We start from the raw sequence: 25,801 nt of genomic DNA, 5'->3' as shown, positions 1-25,801 counted from the left end.
GGCCGATCAAAGCCCGATCAGGGTCTATCGGCGTCGGTCAGATCGCTGCCGGCACCGGCGTCTGCACCTTGCCGCTCACATCCTGCGGCGTGAGCGCGCCGGTTGCCGGCGGAGCGAGGCGCGGTGTGGGCCGCGGCGCGCCGCCGTTGCTGGCGACCATGCTTTCCGGCTTCATGCGGAACAGCTGCGTGAGCGCCGCGCGGTACTGCGTTTCGCCGACCGAGTTGGTGTTGTGGTGCGAGCCGCCCTCGACCAGCACGAACAGCTTGGGCACGGTGGCCGCGTCGTAGAGCTTGCGGCCCAGCGTGGGGTTGATCAGGCTGTCGGCGGTGCCGTGCACCACGAGCAGCGGCGAGCCGATGTCCTTGACCTTGTTGATCGCCTCGAAGCGCTGCGTGATGAGGGGGCTGAACGGCAGCCAGCCCCACTTGAAGCTGCTGACCACGTCGGCGATCGAGGTGAAGGTGCTCTCCACGATGGTGCCGCTCTCGTCGTTCACATGCGCCGCCAGGTCGATGCCGATGGCGCCGCCCAGCGAGTGGCCGAAGATGTAGCGGTGCTGCTTGGGGTGGCGCGCGGCCAGCCAGGTCCAGGCGGCGCGGGCGTCCTCGCGGGCCGATTCCTCCGAGGGCAGGCCCTTGGAGCTCTTGCCGAAGCCGCGGTAGTCGATGGCCAGCACCGAGAAGCCCAGCTCGTGCATGCGCTGGATGCGCGGCGCCGAGCCGGCCACGTTGTAGCGGGCGCCGTGCAGGTACAGCAGCACGGGCGTGTCGGTGGTCTCGGGCGCGCCGCCCAGCCACAGGCCGTGCAGGCGGGCCGGCTCGCCGGTGAGGGAGGACTGGAAGTCGATCCACACGTCCTCCATGCCCTGGGCCATGGAGGCGGTGTTGCCCCAGCTGCGGTCGCTGGGCTGGAAGATCCATTCGCGCTGCTGGGCGTCGAGCGTCGAGCAACCGGCTGCCAGCAGGGCGCAGAGCGAGAGGACAGACGCGAGGAGGGTCCAGCGTTTCATCATGGGGTTGAGGGACAGCGAAGTCGGCCTAAAAGTTTCACCTGCTCTCACCGCGATGCGCCGACATTGCACCTTGGTAACCCCCCGACACAACGCTCATTGGCGCTTTGCAGAACCTATGCAACGTGCGTGCCCGCCATCCCGATGACGTACGCCGGCCTGCGGAAAACCCTAGAAAAGCGGCGAAAAGGGCCCGTCAGGCCCTTGAAAATCACCCAAAACGTGCGTAATCGAGCTATCGGCCGCGCATGAACAGCGAATCGAGCTCGCGGATGGACAGCTGCCGCCAGGTCGGCCGACCGTGGTTGCACTGGTCCGAACGTTCTGTTGCTTCCATCTGGCGTAACAGTGCGTTCATCTCGTCGATCGTGAGCTTCCGGTTGGCCCGCACCGCCCCGTGGCAGGCCATGGTGGACAGCAGTTCGTTCTGCGCGCGCTGCACCACGGTGCTGGCGTCGTGCTGGCCCAGTTCGGCCAGCACGCTGCGCGCGAGCTCCACCGGATCGCCGTCGGCCAGCGTTCCGGGCACGGCGCGCACCGCGAGCGTGCGCGGCGAGAAGGGCGTGATTTCCAGCCCCAGCGTCGGCAGCACCGCCGCGCAGGCCTCGGCCGTGGCCACTTCCTGCGGCGTGGCGGCGAAAGTGGCCGGAATCAGCAGCGGCTGGCTGCTGATGGACGCACCGTCGAGCTGCGTCTTCAGCCGCTCGTAGACGATGCGCTCGTGCGCCGCGTGCATGTCGACGATCACCAGGCCCTGGCTGTTCTCCGCCAGGATGTAGATGCCCTGCAGCTGCGCCAGCGCGCGGCCCAGCGGCCAGGCGTCGTCTTGCGTGGCCAGGGGGGCGGGCGGGCGGAATTCGGTGGCGGCCATATCGGCACCATTGGCGCCATTCGCTCCATCGGCTCTGTCCGCTTGCGGCCATGCGGCGGGCGTCGACTCCGCCGCATGGTCGGGCGCGCGCGGCTCGGTGCGTTGCGGCCACATCGCCTCGAAATCGCCTTCGCCGCGTTCACGAGCTACGAAATTGATAGCGGGTTGCGCCCAGCTGGCGTTCGGTGGCAGCGGATTCGCCTTGAAGAACGACTGCTGCGGCGCGGCCGGCACCACGGCGTCGCTGGCGCGTGGGGCGGCCAGCGCGTCCTCGATGGCGTGGCGCACCGCCTGGTGCACCTCGCGCCCGTCGCGAAAGCGCACCTCGATCTTGGTCGGGTGCACGTTCACGTCGACCCGCGAGGGGTCGATCTCGAGGTACAGCACGTAAATGGGCTGGCGCTGGCCGTGCAGCACGTCCTCGTAGGCGCTGCGCACGGCGTGCGACAGCACCTTGTCGCGCACGAAGCGGCCGTTGACGTAGAAGAACTGCTGGTCGCCGCGCGAGCGTGCCGCGTCGGGAATGCCGGCGCGGCCGACCACGCGCACCGCGCCGCCCGTGCGGTCGACGGCCACGCTCTGCGACACGAAGTCGTCGCTCAGCGCGTCGGCCAGGCGCTGTTCGCGCACCGTGGCGGCGCGCCACTGCTCGACCAGCTTGCCGTCGTGCCAGACAGAGAAGCCCACTTCGGGCCGCGCCAGCGCATGGCGGCGCACCGCCTCGATGCAGTGGGCCAGTTCGGTGGCGTCGGTCTTCAGGAACTTGCGGCGCGCCGGCGTCGCGAAGAACAGCTCGCGCACCTCCACCGTGGTGCCGGTGGCGCGCGCCACCGGCCGCAGCTCGCCGGTGCGCCCGTCGAGCGCGTAGGCCGTGTCCGCGCCGGTGAAGCGCGAAAGAATGCTGAGTTCGGCGATCGCATTGATGGCCGCGAGCGCCTCGCCGCGAAAGCCCATCGTGCCGACCGTCTCGAGGTCGTTCAGGCTCGCGATCTTGCTGGTGGCATGGCGGCGCAGGGCCACCGTGAGCTCTTCGCGCGGAATCCCCAGGCCGTCGTCTTCCACGGAGATCAACCGCACGCCGCCCGAAGCCAGCCGCACCGTGATGTGGCTGGCACCCGCGTCGAGCGCGTTGTCCAGCAGCTCGCGCACCACCGAGGCGGGCCGTTCGACCACTTCGCCGGCGGCGATCTGGCTGATCAGCTCGTCGGGAAGCTCGCGGATCGGACGGCGTTGAACAGGGGCGATGGAAGTGGGGAGGGCGCTCACCGGGGCATTCTAAAAGCGCTGTGTTCTCCGGCGCTCTGCCAGGGCGTTCGATGCGGGATGCTCAGGCCTGCAACTGCTTGAACATCACATACGCATCGACGAACCCGTGCTGCGGATGCCTGAACGCGCCGGGCAGCGTGCCCACGATGGCGAAGCCCAGCTTGCGCCAGAGGCGCACCGCGCCCTCGTTGGTCGACACCACGAAGTTGAACTGCATCGCGCGAAAGCCCATGCGCAGCGCCTCCTGCTGCGAGTGTTCGCACAGCGCGGAGGCCACGCCCAGGCCGCGCGCCGCCTCGGACACCACATAGCCGCAGTTGCTCACGTGCGCGCCGTGGCCGGGCTGGTTGGCCTTGATGACATAGGTGCCGAGCACCGCGCCCTGGTCGTCGCAGGCGACGAAGGTGCCGGCGGGCAGGGTCATCCATGCGTGGCGGACCTCGGCCTCGGTGACGTCGGTGGCGAAGGTGTAGGTGTCGCCGCGGCGGAAGGTGGGCTCGAGCAGGGACCAGAGGGCCGGCCAGTCCGCATCGGTGGCGGCGCGTACGTGCAGCATGGGGTGATTCAGAGAGCGTTCGGGTTCAGCAAGGATAATCCGCGCCCATGGAAATCATCAGCTTTCTCGTCGACTTCATCCTGCACGTCGACAAACATCTCGAGGCCTTCGTCATTGCCTACGGCCCCTGGGTCTACGCGCTGCTGTTCCTCATCGTCTTCGTGGAGACCGGCGCGGTGGTCATGCCGTTCCTGCCCGGGGACTCGCTGCTGTTCATCGTAGGCGCACTGTGCGGCGCGGGGCTCATGAACTTCCCGTTGGCCTGCGGCATCCTGATTGCCGCGGCCATCCTGGGCGACCAGTGCAACTACTCGATCGGGCGCTACTTCGGGCCGAAGGTGTTCCAGTGGGAGAACTCGCGCTTGTTCAACCGCAAGGCCTTCGACCAGGCCCACGGTTTCTACGAGCGCTACGGCGGCATCACGATCATCCTGGCGCGCTTCATGCCCTTCATTCGCACCTTCGCGCCCTTCGTGGCCGGCGTGGCCGAAATGAGCCGCGCGAAGTTCACCATGTTCAATGTGGTGGGCGGGCTGATCTGGGTGCTGGGCATTGCCACCGCCGGCTACTTCTTCGGCAACCTGCCGTTCGTGCGCCAGCACCTGGACAAGATCATCTGGGCGCTGATCTTCGTGCCGGGCCTGTTGGCCATCTTCGGCGCATGGCGCGCCTCGAAGGCGGAGAAGGCGCGCGAAGCGCAGGCCTGAACGTCGCTCATTCACCCATGAAAAAAGCGCGCCGGAGGGCGCGCTTTTTCGTTGGGGGCTTGATGACTCAGTTGACTCGTCAGGCTCAATAGTTGGGGCCGTTGCCCGGGTAGTAGCCGCTGCCTTGCGGGTAACGCTGGCGGTTGTAGTTGCGCTCGTCGGCATTGCGGCCGACCTGGTTGCCGATGATGCCGCCGATGGCCGCGCCACCCACGGTGGCTGCGGTGTTGCCGCCGATGGCATTGCCCACCAGCGCACCGCCTACTGCACCGACACCAGTACCGAGGTTCTGGTTGGGGCCGCTTGCGCAGCCTGCAATCGTCATGACCGAAGTGGCTGCGGCTGCAGCGATCCAGAGACGTGTGTTCATGATGTCCACCTTTCGAAGAGTGATGGGCCATCATGTCCAGAAGGCCCGCGCACGCCTTGTAGGAGCCTGCCGCGCCTGCCTGTGCGGTCTCACGGGCGGCCCTTCGTGGGACAGCAGGGCACGCTTCGGCTTTGCAAAGCGTGCCCCGACAACAGTGCCTGACAGTGCCAGTGCCGTCAGAGTTGCCGGCTGCGCGCCAGCGGCGGGTTCTGCGCGAAGTAACGCTGGATGCCGCGCATTAGCGCATCGGCCAGGTTCTCCTGGTAATCGGCGCGGCGCAGGTTCGCTTCTTCTTCCGGGTTGCTGATGAAGGCCGTCTCCACCAGCACGCTGGGAATGTCGGGCGCCTTCAGCACCGCGAAGCCGGCCTGCTCGACCTGGCCCTTGTGCAGCCGCGCGCCGATGCCCTTGATCTCGCCGAGCATCGCGCCGCCGAGCTTCAGGCTGTCGTTGATCTGCGCGGTGGTGCTCATGTCGAGCAGCGCGCGCTGCACCTGCGCCTCGTGGCCGCCGACGTTCACGCCGCCCACCTTGTCGGCGTCGTTTTCCTTGTTGGCCATCCAGCGCGCCGCGCTGCTCGAGGCGCCGCTCTGGCTCAGCGCGAACACGCTGGCGCCGCGCGCGGCGGGCGTGGTGAAGGCGTCGGCATGGATGCTCACGAACAGGTCGGCCTGCACGCGGCGGGCCTTCTGCACGCGCACGCCCAGCGGCACGAAGAAGTCGGCGTCGCGTGTGAGGAAGGCGCGCATCGGGTTGCCGCTGACGCTGCCCGCGTTGATGCGGTCGCGCAGGCGAAACGCCACCTGCAGCACGATGTCTTTCTCGCGCGTGCCGCTCGGGCCGGTGGCGCCGGGGTCTTCGCCGCCGTGGCCGGGGTCGAGCGCCACGATGATGATGCGGTCGGTGCGGCTCGCGGTGGCGGTGCCGCCGCGTGCGGCGGGGGGCGGTGGCGGTGGCGGCACGGGCCTGACGGGCGCGGTGCCCACCACCGGCGGCGGGGGCGCGGGCACCACGAGCACGGGCGGCCGGTCGGGGCCGGATGTCACGGGCGGCGGTGGCGCGGGCGGGCCGGGGCGCATCGATTGCTGCGCCATCAGCTCGCCCAGCGGATCGACCGCGGGAGCGGATGAGGGCGCGGGCGAAGGGGCGATGCCGGCGACGGCGGAGCCGCTGCTGCTGCCGGCGCGCGGCGCATCGCGCAGGCGCTCGGCAATCAGCGCCTCCATCGGGTCGATGGCCTGCTCCGGGTACAGGTCGAGCACCAGCCGGTGCTTGTATGCGGCCACCGGCGCGAGCGAGAACACCTGCGGCACCACGGCCTGCTTCAGGTCGAACACGATGCGCACCACCTTCGGTGCGTTCTGCCCGACGCGCAGGCCGTTGATGTACGGATCGCCCGGCTTGATCTTGCCGACCAGCTCGCGCAGCTCGGGGTTGAGGTCGATGCCCTCGATGTCCACCGCCAGCCGCGGCGGGCTGCCCACCACGAGCTGCTGCGAGCTCAGGCGCGTGTCGGACTCGATGGTCACGCGCGTGTAGTCGGCGGCGGGCCACACGCGCACGGCGAGGATGCTGGCGCCGCGCGCGATCTGGTGCACGCCGAGCATCAGCGCGATGCTGCCGCCCTGCAGCAGCACGCGCCGTTTCAGGCCGCCCGCCTTCATGCGGTGATGCGCGCCAGCAGATCGCTGCCGCGAGGGGTGTTCGCGAGAAGGCTCACGCTGCGTGTGTCGTCGGTCATTGCTTCTATTTTAATAGCGAGGTCAGCCGGTGGTGTACGGCCCGCGGCGTTGTCCGGCCACTCGGCCAGCTTGAGCCCGGGGCCCGCGAAGATGTCGCGGAAGCCGGCGTCGTCCCATTCGCGCGGATCGCTGAAGCGATAGAAGTCGAAATGGAAGATCTGCAGGCCGTCGGGTGCCTCGTGGGGTTCGACCACCGCGTAGGTGGGGCTCTTGATGCGCCCGGCGATGCCGAGCGCGCGCAGCAGGTGGCGAACGAAAGTCGTCTTGCCCGCGCCAAGGTCGCCATGCAGCGCGATGAATGCGTCGCGCACCGCGGGCGAGGCCGCGAGCGCGCGCGCGAAGGCGTCGGTGTCGTCCTCGCTGCGCCAGCACAGCGTACGGGCGGTCTTTGTCGTTTCTACAATCGGCAAGTGATCGTCAGCCATCCACTCGTTGTGCGTATTCAGGCCTTGGCCCGGGAACTCGGATTCTCCCAAATCGGAATCGCGGGCGTCGATTTATCGAGCGCCGAGGACGGTCTGATGCAATGGCTGGCCCATGGGTTCCATGGCGAGATGCAATACATGGCAACACACGGCACCCGCCGCGCCCGTCCGGCCGAGCTGGTGCCGGGCACGGTGAGCGTGATCACCGCGCGCATGGACTACCTGCCGCGCGACACCTCGCCCGAGTGGCAGGCCGTGGAATTCGATCGCCTCGCGCGGCCCGGCGAGGCCATCGTGTCGGTCTATGCGCGGGGCCGCGACTATCACAAGGTGCTGCGCAACCGGCTCGCGAGGCTGGCCGAGCGCATCGCCGAAGAGGTCGGCCCGTTCGGCCATCGCGCCTTCACCGACTCGGCCCCCGTGCTCGAGGCCGAGCTGGCCTCGCGCAGCGGGCAGGGCTGGCGCGGCAAGCACACGCTGGTGCTCGACCGCAACGCGGGCTCGATGTTCTTCCTGGGCGAGATCTACGTCGACATGGCGCTGCCGCCGAGCGACCCCGTCAGCGCGCACTGCGGCAATTGCAGCGCCTGCATCGACATCTGCCCGACGCAGGCCATCGTGGCGCCGCGGCGGCTGGACGCGCGGCGCTGCATCTCGTACCTCACCATCGAGCACAGCGGGCCGATTCCCGACGAGCTGCGCCCGCTGATGGCCAACCGCATCTACGGCTGCGACGACTGCCAGCTGATCTGCCCCTGGAACAAGTTCGCGAAGAAGAGCACGCTGCCCGACTTCGACGCGCGCGAAGGCCTCACCGGGCGCACGCTGGCCGAGCTGTTCGCGTGGACCGAAGAAGATTTCCTGCGCCGCACCGAAGGCAGCCCCATTCGCCGCATCGGCCACGAGCGCTGGCTGCGCAACATCGCGGTGGCGCTGGGCAATGCGGCGCGGGCGGGCGAGGGCGGTGCGCACGAGGCGCTGGCCACGCGCGCCGCGCATTCGAGCGAGCTCGTGCGCGAACACGTGGCGTGGGGCCTGGCGCAGCAGCCCGCAGGCTGAACCTCGGAGCCGGTGTCAGGCCGGCAGGATCTCGCGCACGCGTTCCCATGGCCGGCACATCAGCGTGCCGCGCGGCGACACCACGATCGGGCGCTGCAGCAGGATCGGGTGCGCGGCGATGGCGTCGAACAGCTGGTCGTCCGTCAATTTCTCGTCGGCCAGCTTCAGTTCCTCGTAGGGCGCTTCCTTGGCGCGCAGCAGGTCGCGCGCGCCCAGGCCCATGGCCTTGGCCAGTTCGCGCAGCTTCTTCTGCGACGGCGGCGTTTCCAGGTACAGCACGATCTCGGGCTCCACGCCGCTTTCGCGGATCAGCGACAGCACGTTGCGCGACGTGCTGCAGTTGGGCTTGTGGTAGATCGTCATCGGGTAGGCGGTGGTGGGGGTGCGTGCGGTCATGGCGTGGATTATCGAAAAGAAGTGGCCACCTCAGCCGTTGCCCTGTTCCCACCCCGGCACGAACGGAAAGCGCGCCGCCCAGAACGCGGCGAGCCGCGGATCGGCATCGACGCGCCTCACCGCCCCGGCCATGCGCGGCGCCTCGCGGTCGAAGCGCGCACGGGTCGGCGTCCAGCGCGACATCACGGTCACGTACAGGTCGAGCATGCTCAAGTGCTCGCCGAGCAGGTAGGGTGCCGGCTCGCCGATCTGCGTGTCCATCAGGTGCCAGCAGTGCGCGATGCGCTCGGCGCTGCGCTCGAGCATCGTCGCTTGCGCCGCGGCATCGGGCACGAGGCGCGAAGGCTCGTCGCGCACCCAGAAGAGCGAGTAGATCGCGGCTGGCAGATAGACCATCCAGCGCAGGTAGCGCGCACGCAGCGGGCTGTCGGGCGCGGGGCCGAGGCCGGCTTGCGGATAGCGGTCGCCGAGCCACAACAGGATGGCCGCGCTCTCGGTCATGAGCTCGCCCGAAGGCAGCAACAGCGCGGGCACCTGGCGCATCGGGTTCACGCCCGACACGCGTTCGCGCTCTGCCTCGCTTTCCCAGGTGGCGATGTCGATGGTCTCGACCTGCGCGCCGATCAGCGTCAGCGCGGCGTGGACCGGCGTGGCGCCCGAACCGGGCGCACCGTACAGAACGTAGCGGTCTTCAGCGGCAGACGCGGACGCGGACTCGGATTCGGATGCGGATGCTGCAGGCATCCGCCCAGATTACTGCAGCCGTGCGGCCCTTGTCACGCGGCCAGCAGCGCGTCGACTTGCTTCAGGCCTTCGAGCGTCTTCACGCAGGCCTCGGCCACTTCGGTGCCTTTCACCGCGAAGTGGCGGTGGAAGTACTTGCGGTGCTCCACATGCTCGTGGAAATGGTGCGGCGTGAGCACGGCCGAGAAGATCGGCACGTCGGTTTCCAGCTGCAGCGACATCAGCGTGTTGACCACCGTGTTCGCGACGAACTCGTGGCGGTAGATGCCGCCGTCGACCACCAGCGCGCAGCCGACGATGGCCGCGTACTTGCCCGAGTTGGCGAGACGCTTGGCGTGCAGCGGAATCTCGAAGGCGCCGGGCACGTCGAAGATGTCGATGAGCTCGCGCGCCACGCCCTGGCGCGCCATCTCCTCGAGAAAGGCGTCGCGGGCCTGGTGGACGATGTCGGAATGCCATTGCGCCTCGACGAATGCGATGCGCGTGCCGCGCGGCGAACCGGACGCGGAGCCCGAGCCGGGAATGGCGGAAAGGGGAAGGTCGTTGATCTGACTCATGGTGTGCCTCTAGAAAGCAGGTTTCCTGAATCAGGGCGCACGAAACCACAGGCCCGCTCGCGCGCTTGCCGACAAAGGCAAAGCGCGCGGGCCAGCCCGCATTTCGCGCTCTCTTTCATCCGGACTGTGACCGTCGGCTTCGGAATCGCACCGAAATCTGCTGACCCCGGAACCCATGGCGGGCTCCAGGCGCTCGCGGGCTTGTGCAGCTTTCGCCGCCATCACCGCCGGTGGGGAGTTTCACCCCGCCCTGAGAACGCTTGCCGTCCGACGATGCGGACAACCGCGCGATTCTAGAAGCCCGCCGGCGCGCGGGGTTGTCGCCCGCGCGCCAGACCTTCGGTGGCGCGGGGATTTTCTTCAGCAGCGGTACGTGGCGGCCGCGGCCGTGCTCAGCGCCCGGCCAGGAATTGCGTCATCAGGTGCAGCTCGTCGTCGAGCGCCGCGCGAAAGGCCGCGTCGCGCGGCTTCTTGCCCGCGTAGCCGAAGCTCGGCTGCAGCCCGCCCGCCGGCGCGGTCATGTTGGCCCAGCCGATCACGCGGTCGTGCACGAGCATCGGCAGCGCGTAGTAGCCGAACTGCCGCTTCGGCGCGGGCGTGTAGGCCTCGAACTTGTACGTCCAGCCCCAGAGCAGCTCGAAGCGGCGGCGGTCCCACACGACCGGGTCGAAAGGCGCCAGCAGGCGCACCGCGTCGTCGGGCGCATGGCGGCGCGAGGCCGGGTTCTCGTCGGCGGGCCAATACCAGGTGGTGCCGTCGATGCGGCAGCTCGCAAGCTCCTCGCGCGCGAGGCGCAACGCCGCCTGCGTCTGCGGCGACAGGTGCGGCGCGCCATAGCCCAGCAGCCGCACCAGGTACGTGAGGCTCGCGGCCGGCAGCGGCGCGTACTTGCGCACCACCAGGGCGATCAGGGCCGCGGCGCGCTGGGCGCGGCCGGCGGGGCTGTCATCGGCGGGCGCGTGCGTCACCGCCTCGTACACGCGCGTGCCGCTGTCGCGCCGCACCACGCGCAGCATGCCGCGGTAGTGCATGCCGTCGAGCAGGTGCGTGCTCGCGTTGCTGGAGCCGCCCCAGTAGTTCTGGATGCGGCCGTGCGCAAAGTGCAGTTCCACCTGGCGCGGATGCACCGGGCCGTGCGCCTGCACATAGGCCAGCACCTCGGCGGCCTTGCGGCGCGTGTCGGCGTCCCATGCCTGCCTGGCTTCGCGCGGGTGCATCAGCGCGAGATGCTCGCGCGGCAGAAAGCCGTAGTTGACCAGGCAGTCCTCTTCCACCGCGAGGCGCGTGTAGCGGCTTTCGAGATCGCCCGCGCGGTAGCCCTTCACACGATGGCGCAGCGTGAGGTCTTGCGCGCGCGCGGGGGCGCGGATCGGGTCGGCCTGCACGAAGCCGAGCTGGCGGATCGCGGCGGGCAGCGTGGTCGGCTTGAGGAGGGTGCGCGCCACGGCGTAGCGGCGCAGGTCGTCGAGGGTCGGGTCAGCCATGGGGCGGATTGCAGCACAGCTGATTGTTCTTTGCTTGGCGCTTGGCGGTGCTCGGCATTGTTCAGGGCACGCCCCCGAACGAACATGCCCCAACAAGAACAGCAAGCCGCCTACACGGCTTTCTTGTGCCGCTCGATACAAACGCCGAGCGTTTCAGCCCCCGACCGCTGCCACCAATCAAGGTTCGAAAAAATCTCGACCTCGCTGAACCCCGCGAAGCCCGCGTCTTCCACCCAGCCGCGGATCTTCTTCAGCTCGACCACGCCGTCACCCATCATCCCGCGGTCGCTCAACAGGTCGCGCGTCGGCGTGAGCCAGTCGCACACGTGGTACGCCAACAGCCGCTCACGGCCGGCGCGCGCGATCTGCTGTTGCAGCTTCGGGTCCCACCACACGTGGTAGATGTCGAGCGCCACGCCCAGCATGCCGCTCCTGCCCGCGTCGAGTTCGTCGCAGATGTCGAGCGCGTGTTCGAGCGTGTTGATGCACGCGCGGTCGGCCGCCTGCATCGGGTGCAGGGGCTCGATGGCGAGCGGCATGCCGACTTCGCGGGCGTATTCGAGCGAGGCGGCGATGCCGTCGCGCACCTCTGAGCGCGCACGGCCGATGTCGGTGTACGCGGCCTTGCCGTCGAGCGCACCGGGCAGTGCGCCAACCACCAGCACGAGGCAAGGCGCATCGAGCGTCTTCGCCTCGTCGATGGCGCGGCGGTTGTCGTCCAGCGCGGCCTTCAGGCCCGCGGCGTCCGGCGCGGGGAAGAAGCCGCCGCGGCAGTAGCCCGAGAGGCCCATGCCGTGCGCCTTCAACTGCTTCGCGACCTTGTCGAGGCCGACGGCCGCCACCTGGTCGCGCCATGGGCTGATCGCGCGGATGCCGCGCTCCGCGCACTGGTCGATGATGCGGTCGAGCGGCACCTCGGTGCCCGACTGCTTGCGCACCGTGGCGGTGTTGATCGACAGCCAGTCGTGGTTCTGCGAGAAATCGCGCATGGCCTGCCTCAGCCTTCGACGCCGTGCAAAGCCAGCAGCGTCTTCATGCGCCGCACCGCGAGCTCGGGCTGCTCCAGCAGGTTGGCCGCGTCGGCCAACCGGAACAGTTCGGCGAAGTGGGGCAGCGAGCGTGTGCTCTGCTGGCCGCCGACCATGGTGAAGTGCTTCTGGTGGCCGTTGAGCCAGGCCATGAACACCACGCCGGTCTTGTAGAAGCGCGTGGGCGCCGCGAAGATGTGGCGCGACAGCGGCACCGTGGGGCCGAGGATCGCGTGGAACTTCTCGGTGTTGCCTTGGGCCAATGCGCCCAATGCAGCGCTGGCCGCGGGAGCGATGGCGTCGAAGATGCCCAGCAGCGCATCGCTCTTGCCGTGCGTCGGCTCGTCGCCGAAGCCGTCGCCCGCGATCAGCTCGGCGTAGTTGAAATCGTCGCCCGTGTACATCCGTACGCCCTTGGGCAGGCGTCGGCGCATTGCGATTTCCTTGTCCTTGTCGAGCAGCGAGATCTTGATGCCGTCGACCTTGTCGGGATGCGCCGCGATGATGCCCAGCGCGGTGTCCATGGCCGCGTCGACGTCCTTCGTGCCCCAGTAGCCCGCCAGCGCCGGGTCGAACATGTCGCCCAGCCAGTGCAGCACCACCGGCTGCTTCGCCTGGCTCAGGATGCGGTCGTACACGCGCTCGTAGTCGGCCGGGCTCTTCGCCACGCGGGCCAGCGCGCGGCTGGCCATGACGATGAGCTTGCCGCCGAGTGCCTCGATGGCGGCCATCTGCTCCTCGTAGCCGCGAATCACGTCGTCGACGCTCTTCACGTCGTCGATGTTCAGGTGGTCGGTGCCGCAGCCCGAGGCGACCAGCGCGCCGGGCACGTCTTTCGCGGCGTCGAGCGAACGGCGGATCAGCTCGAGCGAGGTGGGCCAGTCCAGCCCCATGCCGCGCTGCGCGGTGTCCATGGCCTCGGCCACGCCCAGACCCAGCGAGAACAGGTGGCGGCGGTAGGCGATGGTGGTGTCCCAGTCGACCGCGCACTGCAGCCACGGGTCGATGGCCGCGAGCGGGTCGGCCACGACGTGGGCGGCCGAGTAGACGATGCGGTTGAAGGTCACGCCCGCATCGGGCTTGGCGGGCGTGGTGCCGCGCAGCGTGTACGGCGCGAGCGTGCCGGCGGCGGTGGGGAGGGTCAGCGAAAGAGCCATGGCGTGTGCCTCAGACCTTCAGCGTGGGCACGTCGACCCAGCGGCGGTCCTGCCACGACTCGAGCGCGGCCTCGACCAGCTGCACGCCCTTGGCGCCTTCGGGCAGCGTCCAGCGGTAGGGGGCGTTCTCGACCACGTGGCGAATGAAGTGCTCCCACTGGATCTTGAAGCCGTTGTCGTAGACCTGCGAGTCCGGAATTTCCTGCCACTGGTCGAGGAAGTTCATGGTCTGCTTCTCGTCGGGGTTCCACACCGGGCGCGGCGTGGCCACGCGCGACTGGGCGCGGCAGCTCGACAGGCCCGCCACGGCCGAGCCGTCGGTGCCGTCCACATGGAAGGTCACGAGGTCGTCGCGGCGCACGCGCGTGGCCCAGCTCATGTTGATCTGCGCGATGACCGGCTCGCCGTTGTGGCCCGTGAGTTCGCAGGTGGCGTAGGCAGCGTCGTCGGCCGTCGCCTCGTAGGGCTTGCCTTCTTCATCCCAGCGCTTGGGAATGTGCGTGGCGCCGATGCACGACACCGACTTCACCTCGCCGAACAGGTTGTCCAGCACGTAGCGCCAGTGGCACATCATGTCCAGGATCATGCCGCCGCCGTCTTCCTTGCGGTAGTTCCAGCTCGGGCGCTGGATGGGCTGCAGGTCGCCCTCGAACACCCAGTAGCCGAACTCCAGGCGCACGCTGAGCATGCGGCCGAAGAAGCCGGCGCGGCGCAGCATGTCGAGCTTGCGCAGGCCGGGCAGGAAGAGCTTGTCCTGCACGGCGCCGTGCTTCAGGCCCGAGCCTTCGGCCAGGCGCGCGATTTCCACGGCTTCGTTCAGGTTGGTGGCAATCGGCTTCTCGCAGTACACGTGCTTGCCGGCGCGGATGGCCTTGGCCAGCAGGGTGGGGCGCATCTGCGTGGTGCCGGCGTCGAAGAAGATGGTGTCGTCCTTGTTCTCCAGCGCCTTGTCGAGGTCGGTGCCCCAGCGTGCGATGTTGTGCGCCTTGGCCAGCGCCTCCATCTTCTCGGCGTTGCGGCCGATGAGGATCGGGTCGGGCATGACCTTGTCGCCGTTCGACAGCGTCACGCCGCCTTGCGCGCGAATGGCGCAGATGGAGCGGATCAGGTGCTGGTTCATGCCCATGCGGCCGGTGACGCCGTGCATGATGATTCCGAGACGTTGGGTGGCCATCGTTTTCTTCCTTGAGATGCGAGAGAGATAAGGCGGGGAGAAGCTGTGCTTCAGTAGACGGAACGCATGGCGTCCCACGAGATGCCGGCGCCCGGCTTGCCGGTGGCGAAGCCAGGTGCATCGGCGAGCGAGGACAGGTCGAGCTGCCCTTCGCGGATGGCGAGGCGCACGGCGCCGTCGCTCGGTTCGTACAGGCCCGGGTGGGCCTTCAGCAGGGCCTGCTGCTCGGCCTCTGGCGCTGCGGCCAGGCCGTTCACGTAGTGGTGGCCGTTGCGCTCCACGTGCGACAGCCCGAGCCAGGCGACCAGCGCCAGGTCTTGCTGCACGCCGATGCCGGCCTGCATGGTGAGGTCTTCGCCGGAGAGGAAGTAGCGCGGCGTTTCGCTGCCTGCGTTCCACTGCGCGCAACGCGCGGCATTGATCACCGACTTGTAGAAGCCCTTGCAGCTCTTGCTCGACACGCCTGTGTAGCCCAGTGCGCGGGCCTGCACGAAGGCGTCGAGCGTGGCGTCGGACTCGTCGATGAGCAGCGGAATGCGCTTGCCCAGCGCGGACACGTCGCGCTGCAGCGCCGCATCACGGCGAATGGGCTGCTCGACGAACACCGTCTTCTGCGCTAGCTTCCACAGCACGGGCGTGGACAGCATGCGGTCGAGAAAGACGGCGAAGTCGCCGGCGTCGGCGTACTGCTCGTTGCCGTCGAGCGTCACGAGCTGGGCGTGGCCGTCGATGACGCGGGCAATGCGCTGCAGCCGGTCGATGTCCTGCGCGGTGTTGCCGCACAGCTTGAGCTTGAAATGCGTGAGGCCGTAGCGGCGCACGGCGCCCGCCAGCGTGGCGGGCAGGCCGTCGGCGGGGGCGTCGGGCAGCGCTTCGCCGTCGTCGATGGCATCGGCCAGCCCCACCGTGTGGCGCGCGGCAATGCGCGTGCGCGGCGACTGCTTTGCCAGGAAGGCGGGCATGTCGAAGCCGGCGAGGTCGTCGGCCAGGCCGCTGCCCGCGATGTCGATGCCGCTCAGGTTGCTGCTCATCGCCGCCGCAAAGCCCACGCCCTTGTGCAGGCACAGCGCGTCGAGCAGGGCGCGGTCGATCAGCGCCGGGCCGTAGCTGGCCACCAGCGGTTGCAGCCCCTTGGCCTTGGCGCGCGACTGCAGCGCGGCGTAGTTGGAGGCGAAGTGCGTCCACGCGGTCTGCGCGTCGGGCTCGGCGGTGTAGGCCTCGCGCGCATCGCGCAGGGCGAAGCGCAGTTGCTCGAAGTTCTGTTCGTTGGTGAGCGCGGGGTTCTTGTCGAACCACTTGGGAATCATCATCTCGGCGGCGCAGCCCTCGGCCGTGCGGCCGTCGGCCAGGCGGATGCGCGCCTTCACATAGACCTGCGGGCAGGCCGTGACGGTGGCGGCGCCGAAGCGAAACGGCAGCCGCAGCGCCACGTTGCGCTCGGCAAAGCGGATCTCCTCGACGTGAAAACGGGTCGCGTCCATGGCCGGTGCCCTCAGTGGTCCAGGATGCCTTGGGAGAAGAAATGCGCGCGCACCAGCTTCGTGTACGCGCCGAACTCCGGCGAGGCCATCATGTCGAGCGTGCGGGCGCGCGGCAGGTCGATGTCGTACACCGCCGCGATGGAGCCTGGCCGCTCGCTCATCACGATCACGCGGTCCGACAGGAAGATGGCTTCCGGAATGCTGTGGGTGATGAGCATCACCGTCTTCTTCGACGCCATCCAGATGCGCTGCAGCTCCAGGTTCATCTTCTCGCGCGTCATGGCGTCGAGCGCGCCGAAGGGCTCGTCCATCAGCAGCACCGACGGGTCGTGCAGCAGCGCGCGGCAGATCGACGCGCGTTGCTGCATGCCGCCCGACAGCTGCCAGGGGTACTTGCCCTCGAAGCCCTTCAGGCCGGCCATGGCCATCAGCTCGCGCGCGCGGTTGCGCGACGCTTCCTTGGGCAGGTGGCGCATTTCGGCCTGCAGCAGGATGTTGTCTTCCACGCTGCGCCAGGGCAGCAGCACCGCGCTCTGGAACACGATGCCCACGTCCTTCTGCGGGCCGACGATCGGCTTGCCCGCCAGCGTGAGGCTGCCGCCGCTGATGGGCAGCAGGCCCGCCACCATCTTCAGCAGCGTGCTCTTGCCGCAGCCCGAAGGGCCGACGACGGAGACGAACTCGCCTTGCGCGATGGCGAAGTCGAGCGGCTTGAGCGACTCGACCGGGCCGTCCTTGCTGGGGTAGATCTTCGAGACGCCGCGCGCTTCGATCAGGTTGACTTGGGACATGGAATGCGTGAGAGGTGACAGGCAGGGAGCGCGCGGGTTCAGGATGGCGGCAGGCGATCAGGGAAGAAAGTCGAGCGTCACGTAGTCTTCGGGCTTGCCGCGCGTCGATGCGTCCATGCCGCCGTACTGCACCAGCAGGTCGAGCGAGTCGCTCACGTTCTTCATGCTCACGCGGTACGGGCGTTGGTTGGCCGTTTCCTTCGTGTGATAAAGCGCCACGCTCTGCTTCATGCCCACGATCAGCGTGTCGCGCACACCGGCCTTGGCGTTGGCCTTCAGCATGGCGTCGACCGCGGCTTCGGGGCTCTTCTCGGCGGCTTCGGCGGCCTTGGTGGACGCGCGCATGAAGCGCTTCACCAGGTCGGGGTTCTCGGTCAGCAGGTTCTTGTTGGTGATGATCCCGGAGCTGATCTGGTTCACGCCCGAGTCGGCGAAGCGGATGGGCGTCACCGGCTTGCCCGTGGCGTCCTGCAGCTTGATGGCCTGGTCCATCACGTAGCCCAGCAGCAGGTCGGCCTGGCCGTTGGTCACGGCATTGAGCTTGGTCTGGCCGTCGCCCGAGACGATCTTCACCTGGTCGGCGGTGATGTTGTTGACCTTCAGGAACAGCGGCCACATCTGCGACATGGAGTCGCCCGGTGTCACGGCCACGGTCTTGCCGACGATGTCCTTGGGCGTCTTGATGTTCTTCTCGGAGAAACCCATGACCGACATCGGGCTCACCTGGAACAGCACGCCGGTCGACTTCAGCGGCGCGCCCTTGGCGGCGGCCTTGATCATGGTGGTGACGTCGATGTAGCCGAAGGTCGCCGACTTGGCGGCCACCGCCTGCGCGGTGACGGCGGAGCCGCGGCCTTCCTGGATGTCGAGGTCGATGCCTTCCTCGGCGTAGAAGCCTTTTTCCTTGCCCAGGAAGAAGGGCGCGTGCTCGCTGTACAGGTACCAGTTGAGCATCAGCGTGACCTTGTCCTTGGGCTTTTCAGCCTGGGCGTGGGCAGGTGCGACGGCGAAGGTGGTGAGTGTGGCCAGGGCCGCGACGGCGAGCAGCGACGGAAGCAGTTTCTTCATGGTTTGTCTCCAGGAGTTGTTGGCTTTGCGAAGGAACTTGAAACGGGGAGGAACTCAGTGGGCGTGGCGCTGCGAGGCGTGCCAGGGAATCATCACGCGCTCGACCAGGTCGACGGCCACGAACAGGATCACGCCGATGCTCGACAGCACGACCAGCGCGGCGAACATCAGGGGCAGGTCGAAGTTGCCGTTGGCCACCTGCAGCACGTAGCCGATGCCCGAGTTGGAGCCGACGAATTCACCGACCACCGCGCCCACCACGGCCAGCGTGACCGACACCTTCAGGCCGCTGAAGATCTGCGGCAGCGCTTGCGGCAGGCTGATCTTGAAGAAGGTCTGCAGCCGGCTCGCGCCCATGGAGCGCGAGAGGTCGAGCATGTCGGGCTCGACCGACTTGAAGCCCATCACCGTGGACACCACCACCGGGAAGAAGCCCAGCAGGAAGGCACTGATGACCTTCGGGAAGATGCCGAAGCCGAACCACACCACGAACAGCGGCGCAATCGCCACCTTGGGAATGCTCTGCGAGAACACCAGCAGCGGGTACACGTACGATTCCACCACGCGCGAGTAGGCGATGACCATCGCCATCGGAATGCCGATCAGGATCGTCAGGCCGAAGCCGCCCAGCGTGGCGAGCGTGGTCTTCCAGCTTTCGGCCAAAAGGCGCGGCCATTCGGCCACCAGCTGCTTCACCACCTCCCACGGCGGGGGGACGAGGTAGGCCGGGATCCTGAAGAGACGGATCGCCAGGTCCCACAGCACCAGCAGCAGCAAGATGAGGATGAACGGGCGCAGGGCCGGGGAGAGCAGGAGCTTGCGGAGCATGGCGGGGACCGGGGCTTTCTTCTTGGGGGGGCTGTGTGCTTACTGCGGGACGGAGAGGCCGGCGGCCTTCACGAGTTCGGCGTTGCTCGCGATCTCTTCCTTGATGTAGGCGTCGAACTGCGCGGGCTTGAGCGTCCAGGGGTCGGCGCCGAGCTTGGCGAAGCGCTCCTTCACCTCGGGCGTGGCCAGCGCCTTCGCCACTTCGGCGTTCAGGCGGTCGACGATGTCGCGCGGCGTCTTGGCGGGCGCCATCATCCCGATCCAGAAGTTGAACTCCGAGCCGGGCACGCCGGCCTCGGTGGTGGTGGGCACGTCGGGCAGGGCGGCGGCGCGCTTGGGCGAACCCACCGCCAGCGCCAGCAGCTGGCCTTCCTTGATCTGGCCGATGACCGGCGCAATGGGCGAGAAGTAGTAGTCGACGCGGCCCGAGAGCACCTCGGTGACGGCCTCGCCCGATCCCTTGAAGGGAATGTTGGTCGCATCGATCTTCGCGGCCATCTTGAACTTCTCGGCGTTCAGGTGCGTGGCGCTGCCCTGGCCGGCGGAAGCGAAATTCATGCTGCCGGGCTTGGCGCGCGCCGCGGCCAGCAGCTGCGGCAGGGTCTTGATGTTCTTGCCGGGCGAGATCACCAACGCGTTGGGCAGCGACGAGATGGGCGTGACGCCCGCGAAGTCGTGCACCGTGTCGAAGGGCAGCTTGGCGAAGGTGGAAGGGCTCACCGTGTGCGACGACGAATGGATCATCACCGTGTAGCCGTCGGCCGCGGCGGTGGCCACCGCCTGCTGGCCGATGGTGCCGCTGGCGCCGCCGCGGTTGTCGATGACCAGCGTCTGGCCCATGCTGACGCTCATCTTGTCGGTGATGGCGCGGGCAATGATGTCGGTGGTGCTGCCGGCAGCGAACGGAACGATCACGCGGATCGGCTTGGTCGGGTAGCCGGACTGCGCGGCGGCGAGGCCCGGCAGGGCCGAGAGCACGGCGGCGATGCAGGTCAGCGAGGCAAGGACGGCGGTGCGTCCTGTGCTGGCGGTTTTTGCAAAGGGCTTCAAGTCTTGTCTCCGCGCGGCCGGGCCGCTTTCTTGATCGATCAATTCACCAATGAGTGAATTACCGATTTTAGGAACGGCTGCGCCGCAGCGTCAACGGCGGCTGCCTAGTGAATACCCGGAGAGCGAAAGAGAGAAGGGAGGTGAGAGCGCGCCCCGGAGCGGGGCGCGTGCCGGTCAGTGCAGGACGTAGCCCAGCACGAGGTCGGTCATGTGCGAGAGGCGTTGCGCCATCGCCTTGGGTGCCCGCAGGTCGCGCCCGAAGATGGCCGACAGCGTGTGGTTGTTCGAGAGGTAGAAGTAGCAGAGCGACGCGATGGAGATGTACAGCTGCACCGGGTCGACGCCGGCGCGAAAGAGGTTGTCTCTCTTGCCGCGCTCCAGCACGGTGTCCAGCAGCTGCACCAGCGGCGAGTTCATCTCCTGGATGCGCTCGGAGCGCTTCAGGTGCGCCGCGCCGTGCAGGTTCTCGCTGTTGAGCAGCGTGATGAACTCGGGGTGCTCCAGGTAGTAGTGCCAGGTGAACGACACCAGCTGGCGGATGGCCTCGACAGGCTCGATCTCGTCGAGGTGCAGGCGCTGCTCGGCCGCGCGGATGTCGGCGTACACGCGCTCCAGCACGGCAAGGAACAGGTCGTCCTTGCTGCCGAAGTAGTAGTAGATGAGCCGCTTGTTGAGGCCCGCGCGCTCGGCGATGCTGTCCATGCGCGCGCCGGCGAGGCCGCGCGCGGAGAACTCGTCGCGCGCCGACGCGAGGATGGCGAGCTGCGAGCGGTCGGCGTCTCGCGAGCGGGGTTCGAGACTTTCGGCGGGGGGTGTGGGGTCCTTGGGGGCCTTCATGGCGCGAATTTAACCAATTGGTGAATTAACGCAAGACATGGAGAGGGGGCGCACATAATTGCCGAAGACATTTGCAGCTGAGGTTCTACTTCTCATGAGTACATCACAACCCGCGGGCCACCTGATCGTCGAGTGCCTGATCGAACAAGGCATGGAGATGGCGTTCGGCGTGCCAGGCGAAAGCTTCCTGGCGGTGCTCGACGGCTTCCACGCCTACCGCGAGCGCGCGCGCTTCATCGTCAACCGCCAGGAGGGCGGCGCGGCCTTCATGGCCGAGGCCCACGGCAAGCTCACCGGCAGGCCGGGCGTGTGCTTCGTGACGCGTGGGCCGGGCGCGACCAATGCGTCGATCGGCGTGCACAACGCCTTCCAGGACTCGACGCCGATGGTGCTCTTCGTGGGCGACGTCGGCAGCGACTTCCGAGACCGCGAGGCCTTCCAGGAGGTCGACTACGCCAGCTTCTTCGGGCCGAGCACCAAGGGTTTCGCCAAGCGCGTGGAGCGCATCGACGACGCGAACCGCATTCCCGAATACATCGCGCGCGCCTTCGCCACCGCGATGAACGGCCGGCCCGGCCCGGTGGTGCTGGTGCTGCCGGAAGACATGCTGCGCAGCGAGACGGCCGCGCGGCCCCTGAAGCGCGTCGAGGCCGTCGAGCCGTGGAGCGACCCCGGCGCGCTGCGCACCTTGCGCGAGCTGCTGCTGAAGTCGCAGCGCCCGCTGGTGATTGCCGGCGGCGGCGGCTGGACGACGCAGGCCGCGCAGGCGCTGCAGCGCTTCGCCGAGAACTGGCGCCTGCCGGTGACCAACGCCTTCCGCTTCCAGGACACCTTCGACAACCATCACCCGCTGTACGCGGGCGACGTCGGCATCGCCATCAACCCGAAGCTCGCGCAGCGCGTGAAGGACGCCGACCTGATCCTGGCGATCGGCCCGCGCCTGGGCGAGATGACGACGGGCGGCTACACGCTGCTGGAAGCGCCCAAGGCGAAGCAGACGCTGGTGCACATCCACGCGAGCGCGGAAGAACTCAACCGCGTCTACCAGGCCGACCTGGCCATCAACGCCGGCATGAGCGCCGCCGCGCGCAGCCTGGAGGTGCTGAGCGCGCCGCCGACGCTGCCGTGGGAAGAGTGGACGCTGCAGGCGCATGCCGACTACGAGGCCAACCTCGTGCCGCAGGCGCTGGCCGGCATGCCGGCCGAGACGCCGCGCGGGCCGGTCGACATGGCGGCGGTGGTTGCGCTGCTGCAGAAGCACCTGCCAGCCGATGCGGCCATCACCAACGGCGCGGGCAACTTCGCGAGCTGGGTGCACCGCTACTTTCGATACCACGGCCTCACGAAGGGCGCGAAGACGCAGCTGGCGCCGACCAGCGGCGCGATGGGCTACGGCGTGCCTGCGGGCATCGCGGCCAACCTCGCGACGGGGCGCGTGGCCTTCACGATTGCCGGCGACGGCGATTTCCTGATGACGGGGCAGGAGCTGGCGACGGCCTCGCAGCACGGCGGCAAGAGCATCGTCGTGCTGCTGAACAACGGCATGTTCGGCACCATCCGCATGCACCAGGAGCGCGAATACCCCGAACGCACGAGCGGCACCGCGCTGCGCAACCCCGACTTCTGCGGCCTTGCGCGCGCCTACGGCTATGCGGCCGAGCGCGTGACGGAAACCGCGCAGTTCGAAGCCGCGCTGCTGCGCGCGCTGGCGGCCGACACCGGCACGCTGATCGAGATTCCGCTCGACCCCGAGGTGATCAGCACGCGCGGCACGCTGGGCACGATCACGCGCTCGGCGAAGCTGCAGCAACAACAGCAGCAGCAGGCGAAGGGCTGAGCGCGGCGCCATGGTGGCGGGCCCGAGCCTCTTCCAGCTCCTCGCGCAGCGTGGTGGAGCGCAACTCGAACACGTCGAACAGGCCGAGCGCGTCGAGCGTGGGCACGAGCGCGTGCAGGTCCTGCCGGGCCGACTGCTTGTCTTCGGCCGAGGCGCTCGCGTCCTCGAGGATTCGCGCATTGGCGAGGAAGGCGCCGACCGAGCCCTTGCGCACGGTGCGGCCGCCGATGATGGTGAAGTCCTGTCCGTCGGGAATGATGTCCTGGGCTTTCATGGATGCTCCTTGAGTGGCGTGTTGAAGATGGACTCGATGCTAGGCAGCGGGGCACTCGGCGGCTTGCGGCGCGGGGCCAATCGATGCCGCCGGCGGGCCAGCCATGGCGGCTGAGGCGCCCGTGAAGCTCTGGCTCACCACGTACGAGGCGCCGCGCGTCACCGGTTACCACGCGCACGAGACCGGGCAGCTGTTCGCGTTGCGAGAGGGCCTGCAGGTCATCGAGACGCCGTCGGGCCGCTGGGTGCAGCCGCCGGGATGGATCGGCTGGATCGCGCCGCGTTGCGCGCATGCGGCGCAGAGCTTCGGCGCCACGGCGGGCTGGAGCCTGCACATCGACGCGCAGGCGGCGCAGGTGTTGCCTGACGGGCCGCATGTGTTCGCCGTCACGCCGCTGCTCGGCGGGCTGCTGGAGCGGCTGATCTCGCTGGACCCATCCGATGCGCTGCTGGAGCCCCGCCGCGCGCGCCTGGTGGGCGTGCTGATCGACGAGCTGGCGGCGAGCGGGCCGCAGTCGCTGCACTTGCCCATGCCGCAAGACAGGCGCCTGGCCGCGATGGCTGCCGCGCTGGCGAACGAACCGGCGCTTGCGGACGGCATCGACGACTGGGCCGATCGCATCGGCATGGCGCGCCGCACGCTCACGCGCCGCTTCGCGGCCGAGACGGGCCTGAGCTTCGCGCAGTGGCGCCAGCAGGCGCGCCTGCTCAAGGCGGTGGAGTTGCTGAGCCTGCGCGGGAGCGTGACCGCGGTGGCATTGACGGTGGGCTACAGCTCGGTGAGCGCCTTCATCGAGGCCTTCCGCAAGCACTTCGGCTGCACGCCGGCACGCTTCTTCGAAGAGGGAAGAGAGGCGTCGCAGAGCGCCTTGCAGGCGAAAAAAAAGCCCGCATGAAGCGGGCTTCCTGATTCAGGATCGCGAGGCTCCCGAACGCTTACTTGACGTGCTTGCCAATCAGCGCGGCCAGTTCGAACATCGACACTTGGGCCTTGCCGAAGATTTCCTTCAGCTTGGCGTCGGCGTTGATGTTGCGCTTGTTGGCCTTGTCTTGAAGGTTGTTCTTCTTGATGTAGTCCCACAGCTTGCTCACGACGGCGGTACGCGGCAGCGGCGTCGAGCCGACCACAGCGGCGAGTGCCGGGCTGGGGGTCAGGGCCTTCATGAACGCGGCGTTGGGCGTGCGCTTCTTGGCGGGAGCAGCCTTCTTTGCGGGAGCGGCCTTCTTCGCAGGAGCAGCAGCCTTCTTTGCCGGAGCCGCAGCCTTCTTCGCGGGAGCAGCGGCCTTCTTTGCCGGAGCAGCAGCCTTCTTCGCAGGAGCAGCGGCCTTCTTTGCCGGAGCAGCAGCCTTCTTCGCGGGAGCGGCGGCTTTCTTTGCCGGAGCTTTCTTTGCAGTTGCCATGGTTGATTTCCTTTTTTGGTTGAACGTTCACCAATGAAAAACTTGCGTCTCCAGTGGCATTGCGGATGCTAAAGGAGAAAAAACGCGTTTCCAAGGGGAAAAGCGCTTTTTTCATTGGGGGCTGTTGTTTTTTCAGAGGGGAGAAGCTCCCTTTTTCACGTTCTGCGCGCGGGCCAGGTCGCAAGCACCACGCCCACGAGTGCGATGAGGAACGCAAGCAGCTGTGGCGAGGAGAGGTTTTCACCCAGCACGAGCACGCCCACGAGCGCCGCGCTGACGGGCAGCAGCACGGTGAAGACACTCGCTTGTGCCGCTGGTACGTGGCGAAGTCCGTTCATCCAGAGCCACACCGTCCAGATGCTCGCGGCCAACGCATAGGCCACCAGCAATGCCCAGGTGCCCAGGCGCACGGCGGTGAAATCGAACTGCAGCGCGAACCAGATGCCGAAGGGCATCGACAGCACGAAGCCCCACAGGTTGATGAGCGAGGCGATGCGCTTGGGCCCCAGGCGTCCCGTGAGCGACTTGCCGATCACCGCGTAGGCCGTCTCGCAGAGCACCGCGCAGAACACCAGCAGGTTGCCGAGCCAGGGAAGCGACGACTGCATGGCGGAGGGCGATGCCGTGGCATGCGCGCTCGCGTGCGCCGGTGAAAGCGCCAGCAGGCCGATGCCGAACGCCGCGCACGCAATGGCCATGGCGATGCGCGCGGTGATGCGTTCGCGCAGGAAGAGCCAGCTCGCAACAGCCACGCAGGCGGGGATCGACGCCATGATCACGCCGGCCGACACCGCGCTCGTCAGGCTCACGCCGTAGAGCATGCAGATCGAGAACAGGAAGTTGCCGAGGAACGATTCGAGGAACACGAGGCCGCGCGTGCGCCGTGTCATCGGCGGCTCGTCGGGCGTGCGCTTGAGCCAGTGCGGCATGGCCAGCGCGGCGATGCCGAAGCGCAGCCACGCGAGCAGCAGCACCGGAAACGCAACGACGAGGGGCTTGGAGAGGGCGACGTAGGCGCCGACGAGCGACATGCTCAAGGCCAGGCAGCCGTAGGCCACGAGACGGCCTGATGCGGGGGCGGCGGAGTTCAATAGACTGAAGTTCTGTTGTTGTTGCGGAGAAGGCGGTTCGATGATGCCCCACGTTTTTGTTTACGGCACGCTGCGCCGCGGCGGGCGCAACGACATCGCGCGCTACAGGCCGCTGCCCGTGTGGGTCGGCCAGGCGAGCGTTGCCGGCACGCTGTACGACCTGGGTGCGTATCCGGGTGTCGTGCTGGGCGGCGCAGGGCGGGTGACGGGCGAGGTGTATGCGGTCGAGCCCTCGGTCGAGGCTGCGCTCGATGTGCTCGAGGAAGTCGCGGACGACGATTCCGGTGAATACATCAAGCGGCGTGTGCGCGTGGAGGTCGACGGGCAGCCGCTCGATTGCCTGGTCTATGAGATCCATCCGTCGCGCATTGCTGGGCGGCGCGTGATCGGCAGCGGCGATTGGATTGCGCATGCGGCGTGTGATCCTGGCGAGGGCCTGTTTTCACAACCGAAAGATTGATTGCGCATTGCGAAATCTGCGGCTGCTGCGCCGCAATATTTTTTCTCAATATGAGAAAAATAATTTTGCATTGAGAAATATCTCCGTAACTTGTTGATTTTGTTTGGTGAAAAATATGTCTTCTATAAGACATAAG

27 protein-coding genes and 1 riboswitch are annotated in these 25,801 nt (G+C 67.9%); of the genes, 5 read left to right on the top strand and 22 right to left on the bottom strand.

What is annotated here, in order from left to right; all coding sequences use genetic code 11:
* Window positions 1–37 precede the first annotated feature (37 nt).
* The 3 genes from BM004_RS07050 to BM004_RS07040 all read right to left on the bottom strand — a co-directional run bounded on the left by BM004_RS07050 (window position 38) and on the right by BM004_RS07040 (window position 3,705).
* Complete coding sequence (locus tag BM004_RS07050) at window positions 38–1,015, bottom strand: alpha/beta hydrolase (RefSeq protein WP_093128634.1); 978 nt, start codon at window positions 1,013–1,015, stop codon at window positions 38–40.
* A 232-nt stretch (window positions 1,016–1,247) separates the two neighbouring features.
* A complete protein-coding gene (gene mutL, locus BM004_RS07045) occupies window positions 1,248–3,149 on the bottom strand; it encodes a DNA mismatch repair endonuclease MutL (protein ID WP_093212168.1) in 1,902 nt (633 codons plus the stop codon).
* Between the two features lie 61 nt (window positions 3,150–3,210).
* The gene (locus BM004_RS07040) at window positions 3,211–3,705 is read right to left on the bottom strand and encodes a GNAT family N-acetyltransferase (protein ID WP_093212166.1); all 495 of its coding nucleotides are present in this window, start codon (window positions 3,703–3,705) and stop codon (window positions 3,211–3,213) included.
* A gap of 47 nt (window positions 3,706–3,752) precedes the next feature.
* On the opposite strand from BM004_RS07040, the gene BM004_RS07035 reads away from it, so the two are divergent.
* A complete protein-coding gene (locus tag BM004_RS07035) occupies window positions 3,753–4,412 on the top strand; it encodes a DedA family protein (protein ID WP_093128637.1) in 660 nt (219 codons plus the stop codon).
* An 85-nt stretch (window positions 4,413–4,497) separates the two neighbouring features.
* Here BM004_RS07035 and BM004_RS07030 read toward each other — a convergent pair whose 3' ends face one another.
* The 3 genes from BM004_RS07030 to tsaE all read right to left on the bottom strand — a co-directional run bounded on the left by BM004_RS07030 (window position 4,498) and on the right by tsaE (window position 6,949).
* Window positions 4,498–4,782 carry a glycine zipper domain-containing protein gene (locus tag BM004_RS07030; RefSeq protein WP_093128736.1) on the bottom strand — a complete coding sequence of 95 codons (285 nt, stop codon included), beginning with the start codon at window positions 4,780–4,782 and terminating at the stop codon, window positions 4,498–4,500.
* 176 nt (window positions 4,783–4,958) lie between these two features.
* Window positions 4,959–6,446, bottom strand: coding sequence for an N-acetylmuramoyl-L-alanine amidase (locus tag BM004_RS07025; protein WP_093212164.1), 1,488 nt, complete (start codon window positions 6,444–6,446; stop codon window positions 4,959–4,961).
* Window positions 6,443–6,949 (bottom strand): tRNA (adenosine(37)-N6)-threonylcarbamoyltransferase complex ATPase subunit type 1 TsaE, encoded by a 507-nt coding sequence (tsaE, locus tag BM004_RS07020; protein ID WP_093128639.1) that lies wholly within the window; start codon window positions 6,947–6,949, stop codon window positions 6,443–6,445. The genes BM004_RS07025 and tsaE overlap by 4 nt, the downstream gene beginning before the upstream one ends.
* On the opposite strand from tsaE, the gene queG reads away from it, so the two are divergent.
* Complete coding sequence (gene queG, locus BM004_RS07015) at window positions 6,935–8,008, top strand: tRNA epoxyqueuosine(34) reductase QueG (protein ID WP_177206403.1); 1,074 nt, start codon at window positions 6,935–6,937, stop codon at window positions 8,006–8,008. The genes tsaE and queG overlap by 15 nt on opposite strands.
* Before the next feature lie 15 nt (window positions 8,009–8,023).
* Here queG and arsC read toward each other — a convergent pair whose 3' ends face one another.
* The 13 genes from arsC to BM004_RS06950 all read right to left on the bottom strand — a co-directional run bounded on the left by arsC (window position 8,024) and on the right by BM004_RS06950 (window position 20,603).
* Complete coding sequence (gene arsC, locus BM004_RS07010; RefSeq protein ID WP_093128640.1) at window positions 8,024–8,404, bottom strand: arsenate reductase (glutaredoxin); 381 nt, start codon at window positions 8,402–8,404, stop codon at window positions 8,024–8,026.
* Window positions 8,405–8,434: 30 nt separating this feature from the next.
* Window positions 8,435–9,148, bottom strand: a complete 714-nt coding sequence (locus tag BM004_RS07005) for a glutathione S-transferase family protein (RefSeq protein ID WP_093212162.1) — start codon at window positions 9,146–9,148, stop codon at window positions 8,435–8,437.
* A 32-nt stretch (window positions 9,149–9,180) separates the two neighbouring features.
* Window positions 9,181–9,705: a 6,7-dimethyl-8-ribityllumazine synthase gene (locus BM004_RS07000; protein WP_093212160.1), complete on the bottom strand. Its 525-nt coding sequence runs from the start codon at window positions 9,703–9,705 to the stop codon at window positions 9,181–9,183.
* Between the two features lie 103 nt (window positions 9,706–9,808).
* Window positions 9,809–9,967, bottom strand: a riboswitch (FMN riboswitch).
* Window positions 9,968–10,097: 130 nt separating this feature from the next.
* Window positions 10,098–11,189 (bottom strand): DNA glycosylase AlkZ-like family protein, encoded by a 1,092-nt coding sequence (locus BM004_RS06995; RefSeq protein ID WP_093212158.1) that lies wholly within the window; start codon window positions 11,187–11,189, stop codon window positions 10,098–10,100.
* A 110-nt stretch (window positions 11,190–11,299) separates the two neighbouring features.
* On the bottom strand, window positions 11,300–12,178 hold the full coding sequence (locus BM004_RS06990) for a sugar phosphate isomerase/epimerase family protein (protein WP_093212156.1): 879 nt from the start codon (window positions 12,176–12,178) through the stop codon (window positions 11,300–11,302).
* A gap of 8 nt (window positions 12,179–12,186) precedes the next feature.
* Window positions 12,187–13,374 carry a dihydrodipicolinate synthase family protein gene (locus BM004_RS06985; RefSeq protein ID WP_093212154.1) on the bottom strand — a complete coding sequence of 396 codons (1,188 nt, stop codon included), beginning with the start codon at window positions 13,372–13,374 and terminating at the stop codon, window positions 12,187–12,189.
* 10 nt (window positions 13,375–13,384) lie between these two features.
* The gene (locus tag BM004_RS06980) at window positions 13,385–14,548 is read right to left on the bottom strand and encodes a Gfo/Idh/MocA family protein (protein ID WP_093212152.1); all 1,164 of its coding nucleotides are present in this window, start codon (window positions 14,546–14,548) and stop codon (window positions 13,385–13,387) included.
* 50 nt (window positions 14,549–14,598) lie between these two features.
* Window positions 14,599–16,029 (bottom strand): enolase C-terminal domain-like protein, encoded by a 1,431-nt coding sequence (locus tag BM004_RS06975; RefSeq protein ID WP_093212150.1) that lies wholly within the window; start codon window positions 16,027–16,029, stop codon window positions 14,599–14,601.
* A gap of 11 nt (window positions 16,030–16,040) precedes the next feature.
* On the bottom strand, window positions 16,041–16,820 hold the full coding sequence (locus BM004_RS06970; protein ID WP_093212148.1) for an ABC transporter ATP-binding protein: 780 nt from the start codon (window positions 16,818–16,820) through the stop codon (window positions 16,041–16,043).
* 57 nt (window positions 16,821–16,877) lie between these two features.
* Window positions 16,878–17,888 (bottom strand): ABC transporter substrate-binding protein, encoded by a 1,011-nt coding sequence (locus BM004_RS06965; RefSeq protein WP_093212146.1) that lies wholly within the window; start codon window positions 17,886–17,888, stop codon window positions 16,878–16,880.
* Window positions 17,889–17,942: 54 nt separating this feature from the next.
* The gene (locus BM004_RS06960; RefSeq protein WP_093212144.1) at window positions 17,943–18,716 is read right to left on the bottom strand and encodes an ABC transporter permease; all 774 of its coding nucleotides are present in this window, start codon (window positions 18,714–18,716) and stop codon (window positions 17,943–17,945) included.
* 39 nt (window positions 18,717–18,755) lie between these two features.
* Window positions 18,756–19,712 carry a tripartite tricarboxylate transporter substrate binding protein gene (locus tag BM004_RS06955; RefSeq protein WP_256221533.1) on the bottom strand — a complete coding sequence of 319 codons (957 nt, stop codon included), beginning with the start codon at window positions 19,710–19,712 and terminating at the stop codon, window positions 18,756–18,758.
* A gap of 228 nt (window positions 19,713–19,940) precedes the next feature.
* Window positions 19,941–20,603, bottom strand: a complete 663-nt coding sequence (locus BM004_RS06950) for a TetR/AcrR family transcriptional regulator (protein ID WP_093128652.1) — start codon at window positions 20,601–20,603, stop codon at window positions 19,941–19,943.
* Between the two features lie 94 nt (window positions 20,604–20,697).
* On the opposite strand from BM004_RS06950, the gene BM004_RS06945 reads away from it, so the two are divergent.
* Window positions 20,698–22,440 (top strand): thiamine pyrophosphate-binding protein, encoded by a 1,743-nt coding sequence (locus BM004_RS06945; RefSeq protein ID WP_093212142.1) that lies wholly within the window; start codon window positions 20,698–20,700, stop codon window positions 22,438–22,440.
* On the opposite strand, the gene BM004_RS06940 is transcribed toward BM004_RS06945, so the two are convergent.
* A complete protein-coding gene (locus BM004_RS06940; RefSeq protein WP_093212140.1) occupies window positions 22,388–22,714 on the bottom strand; it encodes a hypothetical protein in 327 nt (108 codons plus the stop codon). The genes BM004_RS06945 and BM004_RS06940 overlap by 53 nt on opposite strands.
* Window positions 22,715–22,835: 121 nt before the next feature.
* Here BM004_RS06940 and BM004_RS06935 point away from each other — a divergent pair, with 121 nt between their 5' ends.
* Window positions 22,836–23,609, top strand: coding sequence for an AraC family transcriptional regulator (locus tag BM004_RS06935; protein WP_256219820.1), 774 nt, complete (start codon window positions 22,836–22,838; stop codon window positions 23,607–23,609).
* A 40-nt stretch (window positions 23,610–23,649) separates the two neighbouring features.
* Here BM004_RS06935 and BM004_RS06930 read toward each other — a convergent pair whose 3' ends face one another.
* A complete protein-coding gene (locus BM004_RS06930) occupies window positions 23,650–24,114 on the bottom strand; it encodes an SWIB/MDM2 domain-containing protein (RefSeq protein ID WP_093128656.1) in 465 nt (154 codons plus the stop codon).
* Between the two features lie 155 nt (window positions 24,115–24,269).
* Window positions 24,270–25,205, bottom strand: a complete 936-nt coding sequence (locus BM004_RS06925; RefSeq protein ID WP_093128657.1) for a DMT family transporter — start codon at window positions 25,203–25,205, stop codon at window positions 24,270–24,272.
* A 40-nt stretch (window positions 25,206–25,245) separates the two neighbouring features.
* On the opposite strand from BM004_RS06925, the gene BM004_RS06920 reads away from it, so the two are divergent.
* A complete protein-coding gene (locus tag BM004_RS06920) occupies window positions 25,246–25,665 on the top strand; it encodes a gamma-glutamylcyclotransferase family protein (RefSeq protein ID WP_093212136.1) in 420 nt (139 codons plus the stop codon).
* Window positions 25,666–25,801: the final 136 nt, after the last annotated feature.

It is taken from the genome of Variovorax sp. OK212, assembly GCF_900112425.1.
GTDB lineage: Bacteria > Pseudomonadota > Gammaproteobacteria > Burkholderiales > Burkholderiaceae_C > Variovorax.
Note: the sequence above shows the minus strand (reverse complement) of the source record. Positions and strands in the feature narration are given on the sequence as shown.

Coding starts and splice junctions, on each gene's coding strand:
- BM004_RS06940 (WP_093212140.1), bottom strand. CDS start 22,714: ATGAAAGCCCAGGACATCATTCCCGACGGACAGGACTTCACCATCATC.
- BM004_RS06995 (WP_093212158.1), bottom strand. CDS start 11,189: ATGGCTGACCCGACCCTCGACGACCTGCGCCGCTACGCCGTGGCGCGC.
- BM004_RS07050 (WP_093128634.1), bottom strand. CDS start 1,015: ATGATGAAACGCTGGACCCTCCTCGCGTCTGTCCTCTCGCTCTGCGCC.
- BM004_RS07005 (WP_093212162.1), bottom strand. CDS start 9,148: ATGCCTGCAGCATCCGCATCCGAATCCGAGTCCGCGTCCGCGTCTGCC.
- BM004_RS06990 (WP_093212156.1), bottom strand. CDS start 12,178: ATGCGCGATTTCTCGCAGAACCACGACTGGCTGTCGATCAACACCGCC.
- BM004_RS06945 (WP_093212142.1), top strand. CDS start 20,698: ATGAGTACATCACAACCCGCGGGCCACCTGATCGTCGAGTGCCTGATC.
- BM004_RS07025 (WP_093212164.1), bottom strand. CDS start 6,446: ATGAAGGCGGGCGGCCTGAAACGGCGCGTGCTGCTGCAGGGCGGCAGC.
- BM004_RS06950 (WP_093128652.1), bottom strand. CDS start 20,603: ATGAAGGCCCCCAAGGACCCCACACCCCCCGCCGAAAGTCTCGAACCC.
- BM004_RS06975 (WP_093212150.1), bottom strand. CDS start 16,029: ATGGACGCGACCCGTTTTCACGTCGAGGAGATCCGCTTTGCCGAGCGC.
- BM004_RS06980 (WP_093212152.1), bottom strand. CDS start 14,548: ATGGCCACCCAACGTCTCGGAATCATCATGCACGGCGTCACCGGCCGC.
- BM004_RS06985 (WP_093212154.1), bottom strand. CDS start 13,374: ATGGCTCTTTCGCTGACCCTCCCCACCGCCGCCGGCACGCTCGCGCCG.
- BM004_RS06920 (WP_093212136.1), top strand. CDS start 25,246: ATGATGCCCCACGTTTTTGTTTACGGCACGCTGCGCCGCGGCGGGCGC.
- BM004_RS07035 (WP_093128637.1), top strand. CDS start 3,753: ATGGAAATCATCAGCTTTCTCGTCGACTTCATCCTGCACGTCGACAAA.
- BM004_RS06930 (WP_093128656.1), bottom strand. CDS start 24,114: ATGGCAACTGCAAAGAAAGCTCCGGCAAAGAAAGCCGCCGCTCCCGCG.
- BM004_RS07000 (WP_093212160.1), bottom strand. CDS start 9,705: ATGAGTCAGATCAACGACCTTCCCCTTTCCGCCATTCCCGGCTCGGGC.
- tsaE (WP_093128639.1), bottom strand. CDS start 6,949: ATGGCTGACGATCACTTGCCGATTGTAGAAACGACAAAGACCGCCCGT.
- BM004_RS07030 (WP_093128736.1), bottom strand. CDS start 4,782: ATGAACACACGTCTCTGGATCGCTGCAGCCGCAGCCACTTCGGTCATG.
- BM004_RS06960 (WP_093212144.1), bottom strand. CDS start 18,716: ATGCTCCGCAAGCTCCTGCTCTCCCCGGCCCTGCGCCCGTTCATCCTC.
- BM004_RS06970 (WP_093212148.1), bottom strand. CDS start 16,820: ATGTCCCAAGTCAACCTGATCGAAGCGCGCGGCGTCTCGAAGATCTAC.
- arsC (WP_093128640.1), bottom strand. CDS start 8,404: ATGACCGCACGCACCCCCACCACCGCCTACCCGATGACGATCTACCAC.
- BM004_RS07040 (WP_093212166.1), bottom strand. CDS start 3,705: ATGCTGCACGTACGCGCCGCCACCGATGCGGACTGGCCGGCCCTCTGG.
- BM004_RS06965 (WP_093212146.1), bottom strand. CDS start 17,888: ATGAAGAAACTGCTTCCGTCGCTGCTCGCCGTCGCGGCCCTGGCCACA.